Origin of the sequence: Bacillus cereus group sp. N6 (assembly GCF_016483705.1) — a bacterium.
Taxonomy (GTDB): Bacteria; Bacillota; Bacilli; order Bacillales; family Bacillaceae_G; genus Bacillus_A; species Bacillus_A wiedmannii.
On the sequence record NZ_JAEHBI010000005.1, the window covers coordinates 33,524 to 57,750 of the forward strand.

Below are 24,227 nucleotides of genomic sequence, written 5' to 3' on the forward strand. Positions count from 1 at the left end.
CCAAAGGGTCTTGGCTTTCATATGTCAAATTTGGCATACGAAAGTGTAGGACTCTTTGTGCACAGGCACAAAGAGTTTTTTTATTGCAAAGATTTAAACTGAAGGAGGATGTAACAATGGAACAAAAGCCAGTGTTAGACGTTAATGAAGTACCGAAACCGGGAAAATGGTTATTTTTAAGTATACAACATTTGTTCGCGATGTTTGGATCAACAGTGCTTGTTCCGTTTTTAACAGGATTGAATCCGTCAGTAGCATTAATATCAAGTGGATTAGGAACGCTAGCGTTTCTTCTTATAACGAAAGGTCAAGTACCTGCCTATCTAGGATCATCATTCGCCTTTATCGCACCGATTATAACAGCGAAAACAGCAGGTGGACCTGGAGCAGCAATGCTTGGTGGTTTGTTTGCAGGACTTGTGTACATCTTAATCTCACTCGGAATTAAGAAGTCAGGATCAGAGTGGATTATGAAATTACTTCCGCCAATCGTAGTTGGTCCAGTCGTAATGGTAATCGGTCTAGCTTTAGCACATACAGCAGTTAACATGGCGATGAACGGTGCGGATGGCAAATATAGCTTTACACACTTTTCAGTAGCATTAGTAACATTAGCAATTACAATTATCTGCTCTATATTCGGAAGAGGATTTTTCAGTATCATACCAGTGTTACTGGGCATTATCGGCGGATATATCTTTGCTTACTTCCAAGGGCTAGTAAACTTAAAGCCGGTAGCTGAGGCAAAATGGTTTGTTGTACCAGATTTCACAGTACCATTTGTAACATATACTCCGGAGTTTTCGTGGAAGATTGTACTCTTGATGGTACCAGTAGCATTAGTAACAATTTCAGAACATATCGGACATCAAATTGTACTAGGAAATGTTATTAAAAGAGATTTAATTGAAAAACCAGGTTTACATCGCTCAATCTTCGGTGATGGAATAGCAACATTGATTGCATCACTAATAGGTGGACCACCGAATACAACGTATGGTGAAAACATCGGTGTGTTAGCAATTACGAGAGCATACAGTGTATACTTATTCATCGGCTCAGCAGTGTTTGCAATCATGTTCGGATTTATCGGTAAGATTTCTGCACTGATTCATTCGATCCCAACACCAGTTATGGGTGGTGTATCAATCTTACTATTCGGTGTAATTGCATCAAGCGGATTACGCATGATGGTAGATGATAAAACAGACCTAAGTGACAAACGAAACTTAATGATTGCATCAGTAATACTAGTAATCGGTATTGGTGGAGCGGTACTCCACGTAGGAGAATCGTTCCAAGTAGAAGGAATGGCACTAGCAGCAATTGTAGGTGTACTATTAAATCTACTACTACCAGAAACGAAACAAATAAAACAATCTAAGCAGATTGCTTCATAATAATAACCTTTTAATTCAGTCCTGTGAGACCGGAAAGGGTGGCTTCTTCCTTGCACCCTAGTCTCAAATGACTAGGGTATTTTTATACAAAAGTTGTTATAAAAATACAAAAGTGGTAACATAAAAATCAGAAAGATGAGGGATGACGATGAGCCATTTGTTAACGATGAGTGAATTATCGGAAGTAGAAATTTCAGAAATCCTAAAAGACGCAGAAGATTTCGCGAATGGAAAAGAGAGCAAAACGACAGAGCAAACTTTTGTTGCGAACTTGTTCTTTGAGAATAGTACGAGAACGAGATTTAGCTTTGAAGTTGCTGAGAAGAGATTAGGACTTGAAGTTTTAAACTTTTCAGCGGATGCATCAAGCGTACAAAAAGGAGAAACTTTATACGATACGATAAGAACACTGGAATCAATCGGAACAAAAGCGGTGATCGTCCGCCATGAGCAAGATCGCTACTTCGATGAACTAAAAGAACAGGTTAATATCCCAATCTTAAACGCTGGAGATGGATGTGGAAACCATCCAACGCAGTGCCTACTCGATCTTCTTACAATTAAACAAGAGTTTGGAAGATTTGAAGGATTAAAGATTGCGATAGTAGGAGATATTCGTCATAGCCGAGTAGCACGTTCTAATGCAGAAGCATTAACGAAACTGGGTGCAACAATTTACTTTGCAAGTCCAGAAGAGTGGAAAGATGAAGACAGCATGTTTGGAACATACAAAACATTAGATAAACTTGTTCCAGAAGTGGATGTAATGATGTTACTTCGTGTACAACATGAGCGTCATGATCATTATGAAACAGACATTATGAAAGAGTATCATGAGAAACACGGATTAACAGTGGAAAGAGAAAAGCGTATGAAAGAAGGAAGCATTATTATGCATCCAGCTCCTGTAAACCGTGATGTTGAAATTGCAAGTGAACTTGTTGAGTGTGAGCGTTCACGCATATTTAAACAAATGGAAAATGGAGTTTACGTAAGAATGGCTGTACTAAAACGCGCCTTACCAAATGTATTAGGAGGAATGAAACATGAATTACTTGTTTAAAAATGGTCGTTATATGAATGAAGAAGGAAAAATCGTAGCAACAGATCTTCTCGTACAAGACGGTAAAATCGCTAAGGTAGCAGAAAATATTACGGCAGATAATGCTGAAGTAATCGATGTGAACGGAAAGTTAATCGCACCTGGATTAGTAGATGTACACGTACACCTTCGTGAACCAGGTGGTGAACATAAAGAAACAATTGAAACAGGTACACTAGCAGCGGCAAAAGGTGGATTCACTACAATTTGTGCAATGCCAAATACACGCCCAGTACCAGATTGCAGAGAACATATGGAAGACTTGCAAAATCGTATTAAAGAAAAAGCGCATGTCAACGTACTACCATACGGAGCAATTACAGTACGCCAAGCTGGTTCTGAGATGACAGATTTCGAAACATTAAAAGAACTTGGAGCATTTGCTTTCACTGATGACGGTGTAGGCGTACAAGATGCTAGCATGATGTTAGCTGCTATGAAGCGTGCAGCGAAATTAAATATGGCAGTAGTTGCGCATTGTGAAGAGAATACTCTTATTAATAAAGCTTGTGTACATGAAGGGAAGTTTTCTGAGAAACACGGATTAAACGGTATCCCATCAGTATGTGAATCTGTACATATTGCAAGGGATATACTGCTTGCTGAAGCGGCAGATTGTCACTATCACGTATGTCACGTAAGTACGAAAGGTTCTGTACGCGTAATTCGAGATGCGAAACGCGCTGGAATTAAAGTAACAGCAGAAGTAACACCTCATCACTTAGTGTTATGTGAAGATGATATCCCATCAGCTGATCCTAACTTTAAAATGAACCCGCCGCTTCGTGGAAAAGAAGATCACGCAGCACTAATTGAAGGTTTATTAGATGGAACAATTGATATGATCGCAACTGATCATGCACCGCATACAGCGGAAGAGAAAGCGCAAGGAATTGAAAGAGCACCATTCGGAATTACTGGTTTTGAAACAGCATTCCCACTTCTATACACAAACCTTGTGAAAAAAGGAATTATTACATTAGAGCAGTTAATTCAATTCTTAACAGAAAAACCAGCTGATACATTCGGCTTAGAAGCAGGTCGCCTGAAAGAAGGTAGAACAGCTGATATTACAATCATTGATTTAGAACAAGAAGAAGAGATTGACCCAACAACATTCTTATCAAAAGGAAAAAATACACCATTCGCAGGTTGGAAATGCCAAGGATGGCCGGTAATGACAATCGTTGGTGGTAAGATCGCATGGCAAAAGGAGAGTGCATTAGTATGAAAAGACAACTTATCTTAGAAGATGGAACAGTATTAATTGGAAAAGGTTTCGGAGGAGAAATCGAAAAGTCAGGTGAGGTTGTATTTACAACAGGAATGACTGGATATCAAGAAACATTATCTGATCCATCATATTGCGGTCAAATCGTAACATTCACGTACCCATTAATCGGAAACTACGGCATCAACCGTGACGATTTTGAATCAATTCACCCATCTGTAAATGGTTTAATCGTAAACGAAATTTGTGATCATCCATCAAACTTCCGTAATGAAATTTCGTTAAATGATTACTTAAAAGAAAGAAATATCCCAGGGTTAGCAGGAATTGATACAAGAAAATTAACGAGAAAAATTCGTCAATACGGTACATTACGTGGACGTCTATGTAACATGGATGCAGATGTAGAATACATCGTGAGCCAATTAAAAGCGACAGTATTTACAGATCACGTGAAACGCGTATCAACGAAAGATCCATACCCAAGCCCAGGCCGTGGACACCGAGTTGTACTTGTAGACTTCGGAATGAAACATGGTATTTTACGAGAATTAAATAAACGTGACTGTGATGTAATTGTAGTACCTTACAATACAACAGCAGAAGAAATTTTACGTCTTAGCCCAGATGGAATTATGTTAAGTAACGGACCTGGAGATCCAAAAGATGTACCAGAAGCAATTGAAATGTTAAAAGACATTATCGGTAAAGTTCCTTTATTCGGAATTTGCTTAGGACATCAACTATTCGCTCTAGCATCTGGTGCGAATACAAGTAAGTTAAAATTCGGTCACCGTGGTTTAAACCATCCGGTAAAACATCTTGCAACTGGAAAAGTAGCAATTACATCTCAAAATCATGGTTACGCAGTAGAAGAAGAATCAGTTAAAAATACAGAACTTGAAATTACACATGTTGCTTTAAATGATGGAACAGTAGAAGGTCTTCGTCATACGAAGTTCCCAGCATTTACAGTGCAATACCATCCAGAAGCTTCTGCAGGACCAGAAGATGCAAACGATTTGTTCGAAGATTTCTTAGCAATGATTGAAAACTTCAAGAAAGAAGGGGAAGAGTTATGCCAAAACGCCTAGACATTAACACAATTTTAGTAATCGGATCAGGACCAATTGTAATTGGGCAAGCAGCAGAGTTTGACTACTCTGGTACACAAGCTTGTCAATCTCTTAGAGAAGAAGGTTACAAAGTAATCCTTGTTAACTCTAACCCAGCAACAATTATGACAGATACTGCAACGGCAGATAAAGTATATATAGAACCATTAACACTAGAATTCGTAAGCCGTATCATTCGTAAAGAACGTCCAGATGCAATCTTACCGACATTAGGTGGTCAAACAGGCCTGAATATGGCTGTTGAACTTGCGAAATCAGGCATACTTGAAGAGTGCGGAGTTGAAATTTTAGGAACAAAATTATCAGCAATCGAGCAAGCGGAGGATCGTGATTTATTCCGTACCTTAATGCAGGAATTAAATGAACCAATTCCATCTAGTACCATTATTCATACACTAGAAGAAGCACATGAATTTGTAAAAGAAATTGGATATCCAGTTATTGTTCGCCCAGCATTTACAATGGGGGGAACAGGTGGCGGAATCTGTAGTAATGAAGAAGAACTAATTGAAATCGTATCAGGTGGATTAAAACATAGTCCGGTAACACAATGTTTATTAGAAAAGAGCATTGCTGGTTGTAAGGAAATTGAATATGAAGTAATGCGTGATTCAAATGATAACGCGATTGTAGTATGTAACATGGAAAATATCGATCCAGTTGGGGTTCACACAGGTGATTCTATCGTTGTAGCACCGAGCCAAACATTAAGTGACCGTGAATATCAAATGTTACGAAACACTTCATTACGAATTATTCGTGCATTAGGAATTGAAGGTGGATGTAACGTTCAGCTTGCACTTGATCCACATAGCTTCCAATATTATGTAATCGAAGTAAACCCGCGTGTAAGTCGTTCATCTGCACTAGCATCTAAAGCAACTGGATATCCAATTGCGAAGCTAGCGGCAAAAATTGCAGTCGGTTTAACATTAGATGAAATTATAAATCCAGTAACACAAAAAACATATGCTTGTTTCGAACCAGCATTAGACTATGTTGTTTCAAAAATTCCACGCTGGCCATTTGATAAGTTTGAATCAGCAAACAGAACACTGGGTACACAAATGAAGGCAACTGGTGAAGTTATGTCAATCGGACGTAACTTAGAGCAATCATTATTAAAAGCGATTCGTTCTTTAGAACTTGGTGTTTATCACTTAGAGTTAGAGCATTTAAAAGAGCTTGATAAAGAGACAATGAAAAAACGCATTATAAAAGCTGATGATGAGCGACTGTTTATTGTAGCAGAAGCAATTCGTCAAGGTGTAACGAAAGAAGAAATCAACAATTGGTGTGAAATGGACTTCTTCTTCTTACAAAAAGTTGAAAATATCGTAAACATGGAACGCGAAGTAAAAGCAAATGTAGGAAATATGGAAGTATTACAATCAGCGAAAGAAATGGGCTTCAGTGACCATTACATCGCCAATGCTTGGAACAAAACAGAGCGTGAAATTTACGATATGCGTAAAGAAAGCAACATAACTCCTGTTTATAAAATGGTAGATACTTGTGCGGCAGAGTTTGAATCTGCAACACCATACTACTACAGCACATATGGTGACGAGAATGAATCAGTTAGAACAGATCGTAAGAGTGTAGTAGTTCTAGGATCTGGTCCAATCCGTATCGGTCAAGGTGTTGAGTTTGACTATGCAACAGTTCACTCTGTATGGGCAATTAAAGAAGCGGGATATGAGGCAATCATTGTTAATAACAATCCAGAAACAGTTTCAACAGACTTCAGTATTTCTGACAAATTATACTTTGAACCATTAACAATCGAAGATGTAATGCACATTATCGATTTAGAAAAACCAGAAGGTGTTATCGTCCAATTCGGTGGACAAACGGCAATTAACTTAGCTGCTAAATTAGAGGCTCACGGTGTGAAAATCTTAGGAACATCACTTGAAGATTTAGACCGTGCAGAAGATCGTGATAAGTTTGAAGCAGCTCTAACACAACTTGGTATTCCGCAACCAGTTGGTAAAACAGCAACGACTGTAGAGCAAGCGGTAGCAATCGCTGACAAAATTGGTTACCCAGTATTAGTAAGACCATCTTACGTACTAGGTGGACGCGCGATGGAAATCGTATATCGTCAAGAAGAACTGCTGCACTACATGAAAAATGCGGTTAAAGTTCACGCAGATCACCCAGTATTAATCGATCGTTACATGGTTGGTAAAGAAATTGAAGTAGATGCAATTTCAGACGGTAAGAATGTATTCATTCCAGGTATTATGGAACATATTGAACGCGCTGGAGTTCACTCTGGTGACTCAATCGGAGTATATCCACCGCAAAGCTTATCTGCAAAACTGAAAGAACAAATTATTGAACATACAATTGCACTTGGAAAAGGTTTAAACATTGTTGGATTACTAAACATTCAGTTTGTAGTATTCAAAGATGAAGTGTATGTAATTGAAGTAAATCCACGTGCGAGTCGTACAGTACCATTCTTAAGTAAAATTACAGGCGTACCGATGGCGAATGTTGCAACGAAAGTTATTTTAGGTCAAGATCTTGTAGAACAAGGATATGGAACTGGTTATCACCCAGAAGAGAAAGAAGTGTATGTAAAAGCACCGGTATTCTCATTTGCGAAGCTACGTTCAGTTGATACAACATTAGGACCTGAAATGAAATCAACAGGGGAAGTAATGGGTAAAGACTTAACACTTGAAAAAGCATTATACAAAGGGTTAGTTGCTTCAGGAATTAACATCCCAACGCACGGATCAGTAATCATCACTGTAGCGGATAAAGATAAAGAAGAAGCAATGGAAATTGCAAAACGTTTCCACGAAATCGGTTATAACTTATTAGCAACAGCTGGAACAGCACAATCGTTAGCAGAGCAAAACATTCCAGTGCAAGTTGTAAATAAAATTGATTCTGAAGAATACAACTTACTTGATATTATCCGTCAAGGAAAAGCACAGTTTGTAATCAATACATTAACAAAAGGCAAACAACCAGCGCGTGATGGTTTCCGCATTCGCCGTGAATCAGTAGAAAATGGTGTGGCTTGCTTAACATCACTTGATACAACGAGAGCAATCTTACGAGTACTAGAATCTATGACATTCTCAGCTCATTCAATGAAAGAAATTACGCAAACGAAGCGTCACGAGGTGGTACATGCATGATGCAAAAGCAAAATATGATCGTCGTTAACCAAAAAGAAATCGCAAAAAACATTTACGAATTAGTGCTTCAAGGGGATCTAGTGCAGCAAATGAACGATCCAGGGCAGTTTGTACACATTAAGGTAGCAGAGGGCATTACGCCCCTTCTGCGCCGTCCAATTAGTATTTGTAATGTCGATCAAGACAAGAACGAATTTACAATGCTATATCGTGCGGAAGGACAAGGAACAAAAACATTAGCGAAAAGAAAACAAGGCGAACTTGTAGATGTGTTAGGACCACTTGGACATGGTTTTCCTGTAGAAGAAGCGGAAGCTGGACAAACGGCTCTATTAGTTGGAGGGGGAATTGGTGTACCACCACTATATGAATTGTCACAGCGTCTTGTAGCAAAGGGAGTACGCGTTATTCACATCTTAGGTTTCCAAACGAAAGATGTTGTCTTCTATGAAGAGAAATTCGCAGAGCTTGGTGATACGTATGTTGCAACAGTTGATGGTACGCATGGTACAGAAGGCTTTGTAACAGATGTAATTGATAGCTATGGAATTGACTTTGACATTCTATACTCATGTGGACCTTTAGCGATGCTTCGTGCATTAGAAGGACGCTATAAAGAGAGAAAAGCCTACATTTCATTAGAAGAGCGTATGGGCTGTGGCATTGGAGCATGTTTCGCATGTGTATGTCATTTACAAGCAGATCCGAGTGGACATTCTTACAAGAAGGTGTGTAGCGACGGACCAGTATTTCCAATCGGGGAGGTTGTACTATGAACAGATTGCAAGTTGAATTACCAGGGTTATCATTAAAAAATCCAATCATCCCAGCATCTGGTTGCTTCGGATTTGGTCGTGAGTATGCACAGTTCTATGATTTAAGTGTACTTGGATCAATTATGATTAAAGCGACAACAGAACAGCCTCGTTACGGAAACCCAACGCCTCGTGTTGCGGAAACACCAGGCGGAATGCTAAATGCAATCGGGCTTCAAAATCCTGGATTAGAAAAGGTAATGAATTCTGAATTACCTTTTCTCGAGCAATTTGATCTTCCGATTATTGCGAATGTTGCTGGCTCACAAGCTGAGGATTATGTAGCAGTTGCGAAAGAAATTTCAAAGGCACCTAATGTTCATGCGCTAGAATTAAATATTTCTTGTCCAAACGTAAAAACGGGTGGTATCGCTTTTGGTACGAATCCTGAAATTGCTGCTGATTTAACGAAGCGAGTAAAAGAGGTTTCTGAAGTACCGGTATATGTGAAATTGTCACCGAACGTGGCAAACATTGTGGAGATTGCAAAAGCAATTGAAAATGCGGGTGCGGACGGTTTAACGATGATTAATACATTGCTTGGTATGCGTCTAGATTTAAAAACAGCTAAACCAATTTTAGCAAACCGTACAGGCGGATTATCAGGTCCTGCGATTAAGCCAGTAGCAATTCGTATGGTACATGAAGTAAGCCAAGCGGTTAACATTCCGATTATCGGAATGGGTGGTATTGAAACTGCGGAAGATGTAATTGAATTCTTCTATGCTGGCGCAAGCGCGGTTGCAGTTGGAACAGCGAACTTTATCGATCCGTTCGTATGTCCGACAATTATTGAAGAATTACCAGCATTACTAGATGAATTAGGATTTGATCACATTTCGGAATGTCAAGGAAGGAGCTGGAAGCAAACATGTCACAGTCGTTAATCGTTGCACTAGATTTTCCAGGGAAACAAGATGTAGAACAATTCTTACACCACTTTGAAGGGGAAGAGTTATTTGTCAAAGTGGGTATGGAGTTATTTTACAAAGAAGGCCCTGCGATTATTACGTACTTAAAAGAAAAAGGGCATAAGATCTTCCTAGATTTAAAACTTCATGATATTCCGAATACAGTAAAAAGCGCTATGCGTAGCCTAGCTAGTCTAGATGTTGATATGGTAAATGTTCATGCTGCTGGGGGAAGCAGTATGATGAAAGCTGCGATTGAGGGATTAGAGGAAGGTAAGCAAGAAGGAAAAGAGAGACCGATTTGTATTGCAGTTACACAACTAACAAGCACTTCGGAAGCTATGATGAAAAAAGAGATTGGCATTGAGAAAACGTTAGAAGAAGCGGTTGCTCATTATGCAAAACTAACGAAAGAAAGTGGACTTGATGGTGTTGTTTGTTCAACACTTGAAGTTCCGAAATTACGTGAAGTATGCGGAAATGAATTTGTAACAGTAACACCGGGGATTCGTCTTGCAAGCGATGATGTAAATGACCAGGTGCGCGTAGCAACACCGAAACGTGCGAGGGAACTTGACTCAAGCTACATCGTAGTTGGACGTAGTATTACAAAAGCGGAAAATCCGCTTGAAGCGTATAAAATAGTAAAACAACAGTGGGAAGGTGTAACAGTATGAAAAAAGAAATCGCATCGCATTTATTAGAAATTGGAGCAGTATTTTTACAACCGAATGATCCATTCACTTGGTCTTCAGGTATGAAATCACCAATTTATTGTGATAATCGTTTAACTTTATCTTATCCAAAAGTACGTCAAGCGATTGCAGCTGGATTAGAAGAGTTAATTAAAGAGCACTTCCCAACTGTAGAAGTTATTGCAGGAACAGCAACTGCTGGTATTGCGCACGCTGCATGGGTAAGCGATCGTATGGATTTACCAATGTGCTACGTACGTAGTAAAGCAAAAGGTCACGGTAAAGGGAACCAAATTGAAGGAAAAGCTGAAAAAGGTCAAAAAGTAGTAGTAGTAGAAGACTTAATTTCAACTGGCGGTAGTGCAATTACATGTGTAGAAGCACTTCGCGAAGCTGGATGTGAAGTATTAGGAATCGTATCAATCTTCACATACGAGCTAGAAGCAGGAAAAGAAAAACTAGAAGCAGCTAACGTAGCATCATACTCTTTAAGCGACTACAGTGCATTAACTGAAGTAGCAGCAGAAAAAGGTATGATCGGACAAGCTGAAACGAAAAAATTACAAGAGTGGCGTAAAAATCCAGCAAACGAAGCTTGGATCACAGCGTAACACGAAAAAGACGACCGCGGGGGAACGCGGTCGTCTTTTTTATATCATTGCTAAAATTTTATGTGAAGTTCCATCGACATCAAAGAAAATCATATGACAATATCCTTGTTAATAATTATTTAGCATTTTCCGCAACTTCATATCCTCTTACAAACAATAGCGTCATATAAGAAACAATAAATGAGAAAATGCTATACATGCCAACCCAAAAGAAAAATTTTGGAGTGAAGGCGATAACACCTATTATTAAAAAACTAGCAAACGTTACAATCGGCATTACGTAATACGTTTTCGTCTTGCGCGTTCCAATAACAGAAACGATAAAGATAAGTAATGGACAAATTAATAAGACGAAAATCAATTCATTCATAGTTATGTCCCCTTTTCTAATGGAAGTAATCTGTTTCTCGTAAACGTTTTGGAATAAATACTCTCTTAATATAATTTCGCTAACAAATACATAACTCCTTTTGAAAGCCAGTAATTCATGATGAATTTTACAATAAAAAAACATAAGCAAGAGAACACTTGCTTATGTTATAGGATAAACATCGCAACGATTGTGGTGACAATTAAGCCAATCACAACCGGTAAAAAATTTCGTCTTGCAAGTTCAAATGGATCCACTTTACAAATGGCAGCGGCAGGAATAAGCGCCCAAGGAATTAAAGTCCCGCCTCCGGTCCAGATTGCAGCAATTTGCCCGAGTGCTGTTAATGTAGCTGTTCCATGCCCAAGTGCTGTTCCGAAAAGATTGGCAATTGAACCAGCAAGTGATATACCAGAAAAGCCAGATCCATCTAATCCAGTTATGATGCCAACGATAGTTAATGTTCCCGCCGATACATATTGGTTTAAAGGAACAGTTTGAGATAAGGCGATCCCTAAGTCGTTAATGATTCCATGTGAACCTTTCGGTAAATAGTCTCCGATAATTTTTACAAAACCGCTATCTCCTAAATAAAAGAGTGCAGCAATTGGAATAACTGGGCCGAAAATTTTAAATCCAAATTGGAGCCCTTCTATAAAATAATCGGTCGTTTTATTCAGTCCATTTCCTTTGTAAGCGATGAGGGAAATAATGATAATCATAATAACAGTCGTCCCGCCGATAAGTGCAGTTGCGTCGCTTCCTTGTAGTTTAAATTGAATCATGCAAAGGATATCGATGGCATATACGATCGGAATACAAATAGCGAGCCATTTTTTTGTCCGAGGAGATAATGAAGTGAGCGTTTTAGAAGACTCAGTTGATGGGATAGATTCTTGTATAGATAAGCCTGTATGGAATTCTTTTCGTAAGAAGAAAAATGCGACGGAAGTTGTCACAATACCCATAACGATAACGAGGGGAACACTGGCAGAAACAACGCTAGAAACAGGAAGACCAGCAGCATCCGCTGTTAATTTCGGTGCACCTTGAATAACGAAGTCACCAGATAAGGCGATGCCGTGTCCGAACAAGTTCATAGCAATGGCAACTCCAATTGGCGGAAGGCCGACGCGTACAGCGACGGGTAATAAAATAGCTCCCATTAAAGCGACAGCTGGAGAAGGCCAAAAGAAGAAAGAAATTGTCATCATTAAAAGGCCGATAATCCAGTAGGCGAGGGTAGGGGTACGAATCATCTTTGTAAATGGTGAAATCATCGTATCATTTATGCCAGTATGAACGAGTAGATTGCTCATTGATACGATAATGGAGATGATTAATATAGTTGGTAATAGTTCAGTAATAGCGTAAATGAAACTTTGAAAAATACCGCTAACGGCAAGAGGGATAGAACTTGTAGCAGTTAATGCTAATAAAAAGATAAAAACGATACAAATAATCGTCGTATCTTTCCGGAGAATAAAAAAAGTAATAATAGTGAGTAAACAAAGAATATAGAGAGCATGCAACAGCGTTAATTCAACTCCCATAACATTCACATCCTTTAGGCATTCGTGTAGTTTATTGTATGAAAGCAGTAAAAGTATGTGAGTATAGGAAAAAGAAAAAAGTGAAATTTCATGTACTGTAATGGTAAGAAGTAGAAATGGAGGTTACAATACAATTAATCCTAAAAATGGAATTTAAGGAGGGTTTATGCGCAAAAAAATTGGGTTTTGGGGATTCATCCTTTCTTGTAGTCTATTAATCATTTTGAATCTGTTTACAAGTAATGAATGGATCAGTATTATACCTGTTTTCGGGTTTGTATTTATACTTTTATATAACTGGGATGATATGAAACAATATAGTAAGAAAAGTATCGGATGTATGATAGGCATTATTGTTATTTGTTCATTTGTCGCAGGGATTATTTTAATAGAGGGGCAGAAGCAAATGGAGAAAATGTCTATTTTTCAAGAATGGATGTCTTCTGCAAAAGGTCTTTATCTTGTAATTGTCGTTGTTGTTTTTCTAAGAATTGTTATAAGCGTAGTAAGTTACATATTAAAGGAGAAGTAGAATGGGGGAGTACGAATGAGGGAGAAAATAGGTTATTATGGTGTGCTCGTTTGTTTACTATTATCAGTTTTTCAGGGCAATTTCTTAAAGGTGAATGGGTACCAATTATATTATGTATAGGAGTATTGATATTTGCTCCTATGTATCGCTGGGATGAATGGAAAGCATATAGCCGAAAAAAGAAAATTGTTTTCAGCATCGAGTTTGTCATTATAATTAGCACGATTCCTTTTTTGTTATTGAAAGGAAATGCGATAATAGATGGAATTGTAATGTTTCAAGGGTGGTTATTTATTGCGAAATTGCTATATTTAATATGTATTTTAATGTCGATAGCGGTAGTCGCTAAAAAAGTAAACGAAAAGTTATTCGTTAATGAATAAAAGAAAGTGCCACCTTATCTGGTGGCACTTTCTTACTTTACTGAATGTGTTTTTTGCATCTTTTTAATTAAACGAATTTGTCCGCGATGATTGATTTCATCTTCAAAAACGTGAAACCATTTAAAGTAGTTGTTTGCTGGTTTGTCATACCAAAAGTCTGTCGTTTTAAATAGCCATTCATCAGGTAACGCTTGAAAAGTCTCGATCGTTTTGAAACGTACTTTTTGTAATGTGTTTATGTAAAATTCTATAGAGTTTCCTTTTATTTTCTCGCGTCCAAGAGATCCTAACTCAATAGCAGGTAACCAACGTTCTAATTCAGCTTCCGTTGGTTCACGGTCTTCAAAAGTATGAATCTGGTAGTAACATTCAATAGCGGCCATATGGTACAAAAGCATACCAATTGAGTTTGCTTCCTCATCATATAAATAATCAAGTTCTTCAATTGTTAAACCTTCCACTGCTTGCATTGTTGTATAGCGAGCGTAATTCATCATGGAAACAAGTTTGGAAAATTCAGCTTGCAAACCATCTATTTTATCAATTACAAAATTCAATTTAAATTCCCCCTCTTTAAACGATGACTCCAGAGAAAGAATTCTATGTGCAGAGAAAAACTCCTTTTAAAAGGTTATGATTTTAACAAGGTATGACAATTAGTTCCCGATTTGATTTTGTAATAACTTCATATCCGTCTTTTGTAATGACAATATCATCTTCAATTCTACAACCGCCCCAGTTTGGTATGTAAATACCAGGTTCAACTGTAACAACCATACCTTCTTCTAAAGTAGCCTTACTTTCTTGAGATAGGCGAAGAGGTTCATGTATTTCTAACCCAAGCCCATGACCGGTAGAGTGTCCAAAATATTGACCATATCCATGTTCTGTAATGTAATCTCTCGTTATATCATCGATACTTTTCGCAGTTTCTCCAGGCTTAATTGCTTCAGTCCCACGTTTTAAAGCTTCTAGGACAACACTGTATATTTTTTTGAATTCTTCTGACGGTTCCCCGATTGCTACAGTGCGAGTTATATCGGAACAATATCCATCGTAAAGTGCACCGAAATCTAATGTAACAACGTCGCCTCGTTCGATTATTTTATTTGATGCAACTCCATGAGGAAGTGAAGAACGAACGCCAGAAGCTACAATGATTTGGAATGAAGAGGATGTAGCTCCTTTTTTTCTCATGAAAAATTCTAACTCATCTCGTACATCATTTTCACTTATTCCTGGTTTTAGAAACGTAAGGATGTGGTGAAATGCTTCGTCAGCAATATTAGCTGCGATTTTCATTGTTTCTATTTCAGGCATGTCTTTAATAATACGAATATTTTCGATGATTTCGCACACTTGAACCATTTCTACATGTACGTATTTTTGTAAGTTTTTATATTGTTGCAATGTCATGTTGTTCTCTTCAATTCCGAGTTTTTGAATGTTTAATTTTGATACTTGATTTGCAATTTCTTTTTCTAAATTTCCTTTATGCATAATAATTTCAGCATCTTTTATTTGTGATTTTGCTTGATCTACATAGCGAAAATCAGTTATAAAAACAGCTTTATCCGCAGAGATTAAGACGACGCCAGCGCTACCTGTAAAGCCTGTTGCATATTGGCGATTTTCTTTTTTTGTAATAAGCAATCCGTCAATTTCATAATTTTGTAGTTGATTTTGGATTTTATTAATTTTTAAAGTCATGTTAATTCCCCCTATTCACAGTATTGAATAAAGCAAATAGCGTGCCAAAAAATATTGTTAGAGAAAAGATAACAGAAATTGCATATCTTTTAGGTAGGGAATTTATCCCGCTTTAATGGGCAGTAAGACCCACACCTCAAAATTCAGCGAAAGCAAAGGAGTTAGGTGGGGGATGAAGAAAACCCCCACTGATTAAAGTTTCACTTTATCCCGCTATTTATGGGTGGTGGGCTGCTCGTGAAATACAGATTATTTCAATTATCAGTGGGAGAATGAGAAAAATATCGATCACAATTTCAGTTTCTTTACACGGTGTCAAAAAATTTATACAAATTCGAAAGAGCGCTGTCAATTTTTTTGACAATATGGAAGAAAAGGATAAGAGGTTTTTAGTATATATTTTGAAAGTATGTCCTTTGTTTCGTTCTGATATAAAATTTAATATATAAATAAACAACTGTTATTGATATAATAGGTAATTGTTGGATTTCTCTCGGAAATAGGGAAACGTAACGAATATGAAGGAATAAGGATTGTGAGTACATGAAGAAATTAAGTAAAGTAATATCATTTTGCTTGGCTGCTAGTATGCTAGTTGTAACAGGTTGTGAAAAAGGTGAAAACAAAGTTCAAGTAAATGAAACGATTGAACAGCTTGATGAAGCGCCAGAAGTGAAAGAAAAAGAAGCGAAAAAGATTGTAAGAAAGAGTGTAGATGCAATAGCAAATGCATTTAGTGAGATGGAAAAAGAAAATGGATGGAGCCGAAATAATCCTGGAGATTTAGCTACAGCTAAAAAAGGCGTTGAGGGGCTAGTTTCAGATAAGTTTGTGGAGAAGGAGCTTCCAGGATTGCTTGATACATTTAATAGATCAAGGGAAACAGATATGTTACCATTTCCGATTCATATTGAGCCGGACGTGAGGACAACTTATTCACAGAAAAATGATGTCTTAAAGATTGAGACGCTTACTCTTGCAAATGATATGGGTAATGAAGCGGAGATGTGGGAATTTGTCTTAGTGTATACCGATGGAAAATGGTTAATGGATAGATGGTCATCAAATACGTCAGTAGATTTAAAGTTAACTAAAGAAGAAGCTAAAGAACTTCTTAGAGTACAAGGTTTCAAGAATGTCTCTTTCGTTAGAGAAGAGAATAGTGGAAATAAAAAATATATTTTTAAAGAAAGTAACGGAGTAGTTGCTGTCGACGCAAAAAACTCGGTTATTACTCACAATGTAGATGATGAAGAGCAAGAAAAGGTAACGAAAAAAGATTTTGTTCAAGAGCAAGAAACAGTTAAGGGGAATGATTCTAGTACGTCTACTAGTTCAAAAAAAGAAACTTCGTCAGCGGTGGGGAAAACTAAGGTTTTAAATGAGTTAGCAGCTCTAGAAAACCAAGAAAAACATACAAATGTTATGTCAACAAATGACATAGTAAATGAAATAGAAGGAAATTATCAACTGTGGGATAATAAACTAAATGAAATTTACAGCACATTAAAAAATACGATGTCAGCTGATGCGTTTCAGTCGTTGAAAAAGAAACAAGTTGCATGGGTTAAAGAAAAGGAAAGTAAGGTTAAAGCAATTGCTACGGATGAAAATAATGGAACGATGAAATATATTGAAGCAGCAGATGAAAAATACAAGATGACAAAAGAAAGATGTTATGAATTAGTGAATGGGTATATGAACTAGTGTGAACGAATGTAAAAAATGCGTTGCTTATAAGCAACGCATTTTTTATTTACGCTTTTAATTTCATTACAGTATCAGCATCAGGTGTTACATATACGGTTTGCTGATTGTCGTACGTAACAAAACCAAGTTTTGCACCACTCGGTTTTTTGACATGGCGTATTTTGGTGAAATCTACAGGAACAGAACTAGAATCTTTTGCTTTACTGAAATAGGCAGCGATTTTAGCAGCTTCTAACACGGTTTCTTCGGTAGGTTCAAGAGAACGAATGACAACATGAGACCCAGGGATATCTTTCGTATGTAACCAAATTTCATCACGACGGGCAAACTTCGTTGTTAAATAATCATTTTGCTTGTTGTTTTTACCGACGAAAATTTCTGTTCCGTCACTAGCTAAATATTTGTCTAATACCGGTTTAGTTGGTTTCTTCTTAGCATTTTTTGCTTTACGATTGCGCATATAACCTTCTTCAGCTAATTCCTCGCGAATTTCTTCAATATCTTTTGAAGAAGCAGCTTCCATTTGTTGAAGTAAGCTATCAAAATAAATAATTTCTTCATTTGTTTTTTCGATTTGTTCTTCTACAACAACAACTGAATTTTTCGCTTTTTGGTACTTTTGGAAATAGCGTTGCGCATTGTCAGATGGTGTTTTTAAAGGATCTAATGTAATTTTTACAGTTCCGCCATTTTCGTCGTAATAGTTAACGACTTCAATATCTTTATCACCTTTTTTCAAAGCGTACATATTGGCTGTAAGTAGTTCTCCGAATAGTTGATATTTATCTGCTTTTCCGGCATCTTGTAATGTTTTTTCTAGTTTAATGAGTTTCTTCTCATTTTTATTTTTTTCGTTTTGCATAAAGCGCTCTAAATCATAAGCTTGTTGTTTTACACGGTCGCGCTCTGCTTTTCCGAAAAAGAAACGGTCTAGCAATTCACTAACAGATGAGAATGTCTTGTCTTCTCCTTGCAAGTGTGCAAGAGGGAAAAGATAAAAGAATTCTTTCCCATTTGAAGTAGTCATTGTTGGTGAATATGTATGAGTTAGTAATGGTTTTTGTATGGAGAAAAATGCGTCCGCTAATGCTTTTTCATTTACCATACCTGCTTTTTTCACTACTTCTTTTGCGAATAACGGCGAAATTCCCGTGAAGGTGCCGACAAGCTGTTTATCCATATTTCCAGATAGAAAGTCTAGCGGTCTAATAAATTCATCATTTGTTTCAATCTGGAGTGGGTTAATTTTATGTTGTGCTGGTGGTGCAATGTACTCCGCTCCAGCATATACAGTCCGATGTCTGTTTACCGCTAAAGAAACGTGTTTTAAGCTATCTAAAATATTGTTTGTTTTTGTGTCTACTAAAATGATGTTACTATGTCGTCCCATTATTTCAATTACTAATGTTTTTAGCGATTCGTCACCAATTTCATTTCTGCTACGAACGGTAATTTGAATAATGCGCTCTAAATCAATTTGTTCAATTTTTTCAATGAACCCACCTTCTAAATGCTTACGAAGAAGCATACAAAACATTGGCGGAAGTGCAGGTGAATCGTAATTTTGATTTGTTAAGTGTAAACGTGCATATGTCGGATGAGCGGAAAGAATTAGTTTTTGATTTTTTCCGTTTGCTCGAATATGTAATAAAATCTCGTATTTTGAAGGTTGATATATTTTGGAAATTCTTCCTGTGTAAAGAGAATTTGCAATTTCATGTGTAATTGCTCTTGTAAATAATCCATCGAATGCCATAAATGAACACTCCTTTCTAACTAAAAGTTAATTATAGCATTTTTTTGGACGAGGCTGAATAAGCTTTCAATAGAGTATGTCTGGAATCAGGAGGTCGATAGCGGGATGAACTGGTATGGAATGCGCGCACACGAAGTGGAAGAAAGAACGAATACGAATGTGAAGGTTGGGCTTACAGAGAAGGAAGCAGAAGGGCGAATAAAAAAATTTGGTACAAATGAATTAGATGAAGCCAAAAGGCCTTCTGCACTGATGGTATTTTTGGCGCAGTTTAAAGATTTTATGGTACTTGTTTTATTTGGTGCAACAATAGTTTCAGCTTTTTTAGGTGAATACATTGATGCTATTGCGATTGTTGCGATTGTTATTATCAATGGTATTCTTGGCTTTTTTCAAGAAAGAAAGGCTGAAAAGTCACTGGAAGCTTTAAAAGAGCTAGCCGCCCCGCAAGTTACTGTAATGCGGAATGGAAATTGGGTAAAAGCACCGTCTAAAGCACTTGTTTTAGGTGATATCATTAAATTTTCTAGTGGTGATCGTATTGGGGCGGATGTACGTCTTGTTGAGGCATCAAGTTTATATATCGAAGAATCAGCTTTGACAGGAGAGTCAGTACCGGTGCAGAAGAAGGTAGAAGCTCTGCAGGGGCAAGATGTTTCAATTGGTGATCAAAAAAATATGGCTTTTATGGGTACGATGATTACACGAGGAGCTGGAACAGGGGTCGTTGTAGCAACTGGTATGAATACAGCGATGGGCCAAATTGCAAATATGTTACAAAATGCAGAGCAAATGGAAACACCACTGCAAAGAAGATTAGAGCAACTCGGGAAAATATTAATTATTGTGGCTCTTATTTTGACAGCGCTTGTCGTATTAGCCGGTGTGTATCAAGGGAATGAAGTGTATCATATGTTTTTAGCAGGCGTGTCGCTAGCTGTTGCTGCTATTCCTGAAGGATTACCAGCAATTGTTACAGTAGCTTTATCGCTTGGTGTACAGCGTATGATTAAAAAGAGAGCAATTGTAAGGAAGTTACCAGCGGTAGAAACGTTAGGATGCGCTTCTGTTATATGCTCTGATAAAACAGGAACAATGACGCAAAACAAAATGATGGTAACACATATGTGGTCAGGTGGGGAATTATGGAAAGTTACGGGTCAAGGATATGAACCTAATGGCTCTTTTTTGAAAGGTGAAAAAGAATGCGATCCAGCTAAAACAAAAGCACTGTATCAACTACTAACATTTGGTTCACTTTGTAATAACGCAAATATTATTCAAAAGAAAAAGGCATATGTATTAGATGGAGATCCAACTGAGGGAGCACTTGTAGCTGCAGCAATGAAAGCGGGGATAACACGTGAGGCACTGAAAGGGAAATTTGAAATTATTCGTGAATTTCCATTCGATTCAACTCGAAAAATGATGAGTGTTATTGTGCGAGATAGAGAGGGGAAAAAGTTTCTTGTTACGAAGGGAGCACCAGATGTCCTCCTGCAAATGAGTCAAACGATTTTATGGGGGGATAAGCAACAACCGTTAAGTGAGTTGTATAGAAAAGAAGTACAGGCGGCTATTCATAGTTTAGGTAGTCAAGCGCTCCGAACAATTGCAGTTGCATTTAAGCCATTAAAAGTAACAGATTCTATTGAACATGAAAGAGACGTTGAAAAAGATTTTATGTTGGTCGGGATACAGGGAATGATTGATCCGCCAAGACCAGAGGTAGAACAGGCTGTAAAAGAGTGCAGAGAAGCTGGTATTCGAACAGTGATGATTACAGGAGATCATAAAGTGACAGCAATGGCAATTGCGGAACAATTAGGGGTTTTACCACCTGGTGGACGTGTTGTTGAAGGAGTAGAACTCGCGAATATGGATGTAGAGGAACTAGAAAGTGTTGTAGAAGATACGTATGTATTTGCTCGAGTATCACCTGAACATAAATTGAAGATTGTTAAGGCGTTGCAAAATAAAGGGCATATAGTAGCGATGACAGGTGATGGAGTAAACGATGCTCCGGCTATAAAAACAGCGGATATTGGGATAGCGATGGGAATTACAGGGACAGATGTTGCGAAAGAAGCTTCTTCTCTTGTTTTGCTAGATGATAATTTTGCTACGATTAAATCAGCAATTAAAGAAGGTAGAAATATATACGAGAATATACGTAAGTTTATTCGTTATTTATTAGCATCGAACGTAGGAGAAATTTTAGTCATGTTATTTGCAATGTTACTTGCATTACCGCTGCCGATGGTTCCCATTCAAATTTTATGGGTGAACTTAGTGACTGACGGATTACCGGCGATGGCATTAGGATTGGATAAGGCGGAAGGAGACGTTATGAAGAGAACGCCGCGTCATCCGAAAGAAGGGGTATTTGCTAGAGGGCTTGCCTGGAAAATTATAAGCCGTGGCTTTCTAATTGGAGCAGTGACGTTAGTGGCGTTTATTATTGCATATAATCAACATCCAAATGAACTGAAATATGCACAAACTGTGGCGTTTGCGACGTTGGTACTTGCACAACTTATTCATGTATTTGATTGCCGGAGTGAACATTCTATCTTCCACCGTAATCCGTTTGGGAACGTGTATTTAGTAGGAGCGGTTATTATTTCTTTACTGTTAATGTTAGTGGTTATATATTACCCACCGCTACAACCGATCTTTAGTACAATGCCAATACAAGCGAGAGATTGGTTGTTAATTGGAGGTTTGTCATCAATTCCGACCTTCTTGTTAGTAGGTTCTTTATTAACAGGGAAAAAGGGGAAGAAGGAAAAGCCAGTATTATATAAGAAGGGATTAAACTTGAAATAGTCAATGATATGAAAATGTGATATAATTTACAGAAGGTAGTAGAGCCTTGTCTCTATTACCTTTTTCATTGAGTTATTTCATGGCTTGGATGTGATAAAAATGATTTGTAGTATGACAGGATTTGGAAGATCGAAAGTAGAAAATGATACTTTTCAAATTACAGTAGAAATGAAATCGGTGAACCACCGTTTCCTAGAGATGAGTATTCGACTTCCGAAGCAAATGATGATATTTGAAGAAAAAATTCGTAAAATAATTGCAGAACAAGTTCGGCGTGGACGCATTGAAGTGTCTATTAGTATAACGGGTGAAGGGCTTGTTGAAAGAAAATTAAGTGTGAATTGGTCGCTTCTTGAGCAGTACCAATCGATTATGGAAGATATAAAAGGAAAATTTCAATTACAAGATTCTATTACACTTCAGCAATTAATGGAAATGCCAGAAGTAACAGCGATTGAAGAAGTAGAAAATGTAAATGAACAATTTGAGAACGGTTTATATGAGGCTGTTCGCCAAGCTGCTCATATGTTAAAAACGATGAGAGATGGCGAAGGAGAACGATTACATAAAGATATAGCGTATCGTTTACAAGAGATTCACAATTGTGTAAATGCAATTATTCCGCATGTACCGATTGTTACACAAAAATATCGTGAACGATTAGAAAATCGCTTAAAAGAATTACATAATCAAGATCTAGATGAACAAAGATTGTTAACAGAAGTCGCAATCTTTGCAGAGCGTTGTGATATTCACGAAGAGTTAGTTCGTTTGCAAAGTCATTTAGAGCAATTTCGTGAAACACTGCAGATTGAAGAGCCTGTTGGAAGGAAAATGGATTTCATCGTGCAAGAGATGCATAGAGAAATTAATACGATTGGTTCTAAGGCAAATGACTTAACAATTTCAAAATATGTTGTAGAAATGAAAAATAACCTTGAAAAAATTCGTGAACAAGTACAAAATATTGAGTAGCTTTCAAAAAATATATAAAGTTATACGTGGTGGAGAAATCGGATAGACTTACTAGGAGGCGCAAACTATGGCCATGCGGTTTTTAAATATTGGATACGGAAATATTGTATCTGCTCATCGAATTATTGCTATTGTAAGTCCGGAGTCAGCTCCTATTAAACGAACAGTACAGGAAGCACGCGAACATAATGCTTTGCTTGATGCTACGTATGGGAGAAAAACAAGGGCGGTTATTGTTATGGATGATGGGCATGTGGTATTAAGTCCAATTCAGCCAGAGACGATTGCACATCGTTTGAATAATAAAGAAGATTTAAGTGAGGAAGGGTAGGTTTTACATATTTATGAGAAGTAGAAGAGGATTGCTCATCGTTCTTTCAGGACCTTCTGGGGTTGGTAAAGGAACGGTTCGAAAAGAGCTGTTTAGTCATGAGGATACACGTTTTCAGTACTCCATTTCAGTAACGACACGTAAGCCACGTGAAGGTGAAGTAGATGGTGTGGATTATTTCTTTAAAGAGAGAGAAGAATTTGAGGAAATGATTCGTAATGAAAAATTACTTGAGTGGGCTGAGTTTGTAGGTAATTATTACGGAACACCGATTGACTATGTTGAAAAAACATTACAAGAAGGAAAAGATGTATTCTTAGAAATTGAAGTGCAAGGAGCAATTCAAGTTAAGAAAGCTTTCCCAGAAGGTGTATTTATTTTCTTAGCACCTCCAAGTTTATCTGAACTAAAGAACCGTATTGTCGGCCGTGGTACAGAAACTGAAGATGTTATTGAAAATCGTTTAACGGTAGCGAAAGAAGAAATCGAAATGATGGACGCTTACGACTATGTTGTAGAAAACGATCAAGTTGAATTAGCTTGTGAAAGAATTAAAGCAATTGTGGTTGGTGAACATTGCCGCCGCGAAAGAGTAGCAAAATATTATAAAGAAATGACGGAGGGTCTATAATTATGTTAAATCCATCAATTGATTCATTATTAACAAAAATCGATTCTAAATATACACTTGTAACAGTAGCTGCAAAACGTGCGCGTGAAATGCAACTTGCTGATAACTGTGTTATCGAGCAACCTGTTTCTCATAAATGTGTAGGTAAATCATTAGAAGAAATCGATGCAGAAGTATTAAAATATGTACCAAGCGAAGGCAAAATCATCGATTAAGACATTCTTTTCGACAAATTAAAACATAGACTTTATAATTTTCTATGTAACGGTAACAACCTATTTACAAGTAGGTTGTTATTTTTTTACGATAGGGAAGAAATATTGGTACTGATGAGCTGGGAATTCTGTTTCAGTATTATAAGTTTGAAAAAGAAAGAGGACGAGCC

The 24,227-nt window shown here is 37.5% G+C and carries 21 protein-coding genes and 1 pseudogene; 17 read left to right on the forward strand and 5 right to left on the reverse strand.

Annotated features, from left to right (window positions below):
- Window positions 1-116: 116 nt before the first annotated feature.
- From uraA to pyrE, 9 genes are all read left to right on the forward strand, one after another.
- Window positions 117-1,400 carry a uracil permease gene (uraA, locus tag JDS99_RS06115; protein WP_000435919.1) on the forward strand — a complete coding sequence of 428 codons (1,284 nt, stop codon included), beginning with the start codon at window positions 117-119 and terminating at the stop codon, window positions 1,398-1,400.
- 148 nt (window positions 1,401-1,548) lie between these two features.
- Window positions 1,549-2,463 (forward strand): aspartate carbamoyltransferase, encoded by a 915-nt coding sequence (pyrB, locus tag JDS99_RS06120; protein WP_097906660.1) that lies wholly within the window; start codon window positions 1,549-1,551, stop codon window positions 2,461-2,463.
- Window positions 2,447-3,733 (forward strand): dihydroorotase, encoded by a 1,287-nt coding sequence (gene pyrC, locus JDS99_RS06125; RefSeq protein WP_199694783.1) that lies wholly within the window; start codon window positions 2,447-2,449, stop codon window positions 3,731-3,733. Before pyrB ends, pyrC begins: the two co-directional genes overlap by 17 nt.
- Window positions 3,730-4,827, forward strand: a complete 1,098-nt coding sequence (locus JDS99_RS06130; protein ID WP_000828668.1) for a carbamoyl phosphate synthase small subunit — start codon at window positions 3,730-3,732, stop codon at window positions 4,825-4,827. Before pyrC ends, JDS99_RS06130 begins: the two co-directional genes overlap by 4 nt.
- A complete protein-coding gene (gene carB / locus JDS99_RS06135) occupies window positions 4,812-8,030 on the forward strand; it encodes a carbamoyl-phosphate synthase large subunit (protein WP_088064302.1) in 3,219 nt (1,072 codons plus the stop codon). Before JDS99_RS06130 ends, carB begins: the two co-directional genes overlap by 16 nt.
- Entirely contained in the window at window positions 8,027-8,806 is a 780-nt protein-coding gene (gene pyrK, locus JDS99_RS06140; protein ID WP_000983346.1) for a dihydroorotate oxidase B electron transfer subunit, read from the forward strand. The genes carB and pyrK overlap by 4 nt, the downstream gene beginning before the upstream one ends.
- Complete coding sequence (gene pyrD / locus JDS99_RS06145) at window positions 8,803-9,732, forward strand: dihydroorotate oxidase B catalytic subunit (RefSeq protein ID WP_001081053.1); 930 nt, start codon at window positions 8,803-8,805, stop codon at window positions 9,730-9,732. Before pyrK ends, pyrD begins: the two co-directional genes overlap by 4 nt.
- Window positions 9,717-10,433 (forward strand): orotidine-5'-phosphate decarboxylase, encoded by a 717-nt coding sequence (gene pyrF, locus JDS99_RS06150; RefSeq protein ID WP_088064301.1) that lies wholly within the window; start codon window positions 9,717-9,719, stop codon window positions 10,431-10,433. Before pyrD ends, pyrF begins: the two co-directional genes overlap by 16 nt.
- A complete protein-coding gene (pyrE, locus tag JDS99_RS06155; RefSeq protein ID WP_000711449.1) occupies window positions 10,430-11,062 on the forward strand; it encodes an orotate phosphoribosyltransferase in 633 nt (210 codons plus the stop codon). Before pyrF ends, pyrE begins: the two co-directional genes overlap by 4 nt.
- Window positions 11,063-11,177: 115 nt before the next feature.
- On the opposite strand, the gene JDS99_RS06160 is transcribed toward pyrE, so the two are convergent.
- Together JDS99_RS06160 and JDS99_RS06165 are read right to left on the reverse strand one after the other, a co-directional pair.
- Window positions 11,178-11,432, reverse strand: a complete 255-nt coding sequence (locus JDS99_RS06160) for a YbeF family protein (protein ID WP_001003934.1) — start codon at window positions 11,430-11,432, stop codon at window positions 11,178-11,180.
- A 167-nt stretch (window positions 11,433-11,599) separates the two neighbouring features.
- Window positions 11,600-12,985 carry a hypothetical protein gene (locus JDS99_RS06165; protein ID WP_199694784.1) on the reverse strand — a complete coding sequence of 462 codons (1,386 nt, stop codon included), beginning with the start codon at window positions 12,983-12,985 and terminating at the stop codon, window positions 11,600-11,602.
- Between the two features lie 166 nt (window positions 12,986-13,151).
- On the opposite strand from JDS99_RS06165, the gene JDS99_RS06170 reads away from it, so the two are divergent.
- Complete coding sequence (locus tag JDS99_RS06170; protein WP_087985064.1) at window positions 13,152-13,517, forward strand: YoqO family protein; 366 nt, start codon at window positions 13,152-13,154, stop codon at window positions 13,515-13,517.
- Between the two features lie 15 nt (window positions 13,518-13,532).
- Window positions 13,533-13,900, forward strand: a pseudogene (locus JDS99_RS06175) (YoqO family protein).
- Window positions 13,901-13,932: 32 nt separating this feature from the next.
- On the opposite strand, the gene JDS99_RS06180 reads toward JDS99_RS06175, so the two are convergent.
- Together JDS99_RS06180 and JDS99_RS06185 are read right to left on the reverse strand one after the other, a co-directional pair.
- Window positions 13,933-14,457: a DinB family protein gene (locus JDS99_RS06180; protein ID WP_147787115.1), complete on the reverse strand. Its 525-nt coding sequence runs from the start codon at window positions 14,455-14,457 to the stop codon at window positions 13,933-13,935.
- 82 nt (window positions 14,458-14,539) lie between these two features.
- Complete coding sequence (locus tag JDS99_RS06185) at window positions 14,540-15,610, reverse strand: M24 family metallopeptidase (protein ID WP_199694785.1); 1,071 nt, start codon at window positions 15,608-15,610, stop codon at window positions 14,540-14,542.
- Window positions 15,611-16,153: 543 nt separating this feature from the next.
- Between JDS99_RS06185 and JDS99_RS06190 the strand changes: the two genes are divergently transcribed.
- Window positions 16,154-17,317, forward strand: coding sequence for a lysozyme inhibitor LprI family protein (locus JDS99_RS06190; protein ID WP_088608066.1), 1,164 nt, complete (start codon window positions 16,154-16,156; stop codon window positions 17,315-17,317).
- A 49-nt stretch (window positions 17,318-17,366) separates the two neighbouring features.
- On the opposite strand, the gene JDS99_RS06195 is transcribed toward JDS99_RS06190, so the two are convergent.
- On the reverse strand, window positions 17,367-19,076 hold the full coding sequence (locus JDS99_RS06195) for an Rqc2 family fibronectin-binding protein (RefSeq protein ID WP_087985060.1): 1,710 nt from the start codon (window positions 19,074-19,076) through the stop codon (window positions 17,367-17,369).
- A 105-nt stretch (window positions 19,077-19,181) separates the two neighbouring features.
- Between JDS99_RS06195 and JDS99_RS06200 the strand changes: the two genes are divergently transcribed.
- The 5 genes from JDS99_RS06200 (at window position 19,182) to rpoZ (ending at window position 24,057) form a co-directional block, all read left to right on the forward strand.
- Window positions 19,182-21,905, forward strand: coding sequence for a calcium-translocating P-type ATPase, SERCA-type (locus JDS99_RS06200; RefSeq protein ID WP_097889666.1), 2,724 nt, complete (start codon window positions 19,182-19,184; stop codon window positions 21,903-21,905).
- A 99-nt stretch (window positions 21,906-22,004) separates the two neighbouring features.
- Window positions 22,005-22,880, forward strand: coding sequence for a YicC/YloC family endoribonuclease (locus JDS99_RS06205; protein ID WP_000563111.1), 876 nt, complete (start codon window positions 22,005-22,007; stop codon window positions 22,878-22,880).
- Window positions 22,881-22,947: 67 nt separating this feature from the next.
- Window positions 22,948-23,211, forward strand: coding sequence for an extracellular matrix/biofilm regulator RemA (gene remA / locus JDS99_RS06210; RefSeq protein WP_001251456.1), 264 nt, complete (start codon window positions 22,948-22,950; stop codon window positions 23,209-23,211).
- Between the two features lie 13 nt (window positions 23,212-23,224).
- Window positions 23,225-23,842: a guanylate kinase gene (gene gmk, locus JDS99_RS06215; protein WP_001257740.1), complete on the forward strand. Its 618-nt coding sequence runs from the start codon at window positions 23,225-23,227 to the stop codon at window positions 23,840-23,842.
- Window positions 23,843-23,844: 2 nt separating this feature from the next.
- Window positions 23,845-24,057, forward strand: coding sequence for a DNA-directed RNA polymerase subunit omega (gene rpoZ / locus JDS99_RS06220; RefSeq protein WP_000933965.1), 213 nt, complete (start codon window positions 23,845-23,847; stop codon window positions 24,055-24,057).
- Window positions 24,058-24,227: the final 170 nt, after the last annotated feature.

Coding starts and splice junctions, on each gene's coding strand:
- uraA (WP_000435919.1), top strand. CDS start 117: ATGGAACAAAAGCCAGTGTTAGACGTTAATGAAGTACCGAAACCGGGA.
- pyrB (WP_097906660.1), top strand. CDS start 1,549: ATGAGCCATTTGTTAACGATGAGTGAATTATCGGAAGTAGAAATTTCA.
- pyrC (WP_199694783.1), top strand. CDS start 2,447: ATGAATTACTTGTTTAAAAATGGTCGTTATATGAATGAAGAAGGAAAA.
- JDS99_RS06130 (WP_000828668.1), top strand. CDS start 3,730: ATGAAAAGACAACTTATCTTAGAAGATGGAACAGTATTAATTGGAAAA.
- carB (WP_088064302.1), top strand. CDS start 4,812: ATGCCAAAACGCCTAGACATTAACACAATTTTAGTAATCGGATCAGGA.
- pyrK (WP_000983346.1), top strand. CDS start 8,027: ATGATGCAAAAGCAAAATATGATCGTCGTTAACCAAAAAGAAATCGCA.
- pyrD (WP_001081053.1), top strand. CDS start 8,803: ATGAACAGATTGCAAGTTGAATTACCAGGGTTATCATTAAAAAATCCA.
- pyrF (WP_088064301.1), top strand. CDS start 9,717: ATGTCACAGTCGTTAATCGTTGCACTAGATTTTCCAGGGAAACAAGAT.
- pyrE (WP_000711449.1), top strand. CDS start 10,430: ATGAAAAAAGAAATCGCATCGCATTTATTAGAAATTGGAGCAGTATTT.
- JDS99_RS06160 (WP_001003934.1), bottom strand. CDS start 11,432: ATGAATGAATTGATTTTCGTCTTATTAATTTGTCCATTACTTATCTTT.
- JDS99_RS06165 (WP_199694784.1), bottom strand. CDS start 12,985: ATGGGAGTTGAATTAACGCTGTTGCATGCTCTCTATATTCTTTGTTTA.
- JDS99_RS06170 (WP_087985064.1), top strand. CDS start 13,152: ATGCGCAAAAAAATTGGGTTTTGGGGATTCATCCTTTCTTGTAGTCTA.
- JDS99_RS06185 (WP_199694785.1), bottom strand. CDS start 15,610: ATGACTTTAAAAATTAATAAAATCCAAAATCAACTACAAAATTATGAA.
- JDS99_RS06190 (WP_088608066.1), top strand. CDS start 16,154: ATGAAGAAATTAAGTAAAGTAATATCATTTTGCTTGGCTGCTAGTATG.
- JDS99_RS06195 (WP_087985060.1), bottom strand. CDS start 19,076: ATGGCATTCGATGGATTATTTACAAGAGCAATTACACATGAAATTGCA.
- JDS99_RS06200 (WP_097889666.1), top strand. CDS start 19,182: ATGAACTGGTATGGAATGCGCGCACACGAAGTGGAAGAAAGAACGAAT.
- JDS99_RS06205 (WP_000563111.1), top strand. CDS start 22,005: ATGATTTGTAGTATGACAGGATTTGGAAGATCGAAAGTAGAAAATGAT.
- remA (WP_001251456.1), top strand. CDS start 22,948: ATGGCCATGCGGTTTTTAAATATTGGATACGGAAATATTGTATCTGCT.
- gmk (WP_001257740.1), top strand. CDS start 23,225: ATGAGAAGTAGAAGAGGATTGCTCATCGTTCTTTCAGGACCTTCTGGG.
- rpoZ (WP_000933965.1), top strand. CDS start 23,845: ATGTTAAATCCATCAATTGATTCATTATTAACAAAAATCGATTCTAAA.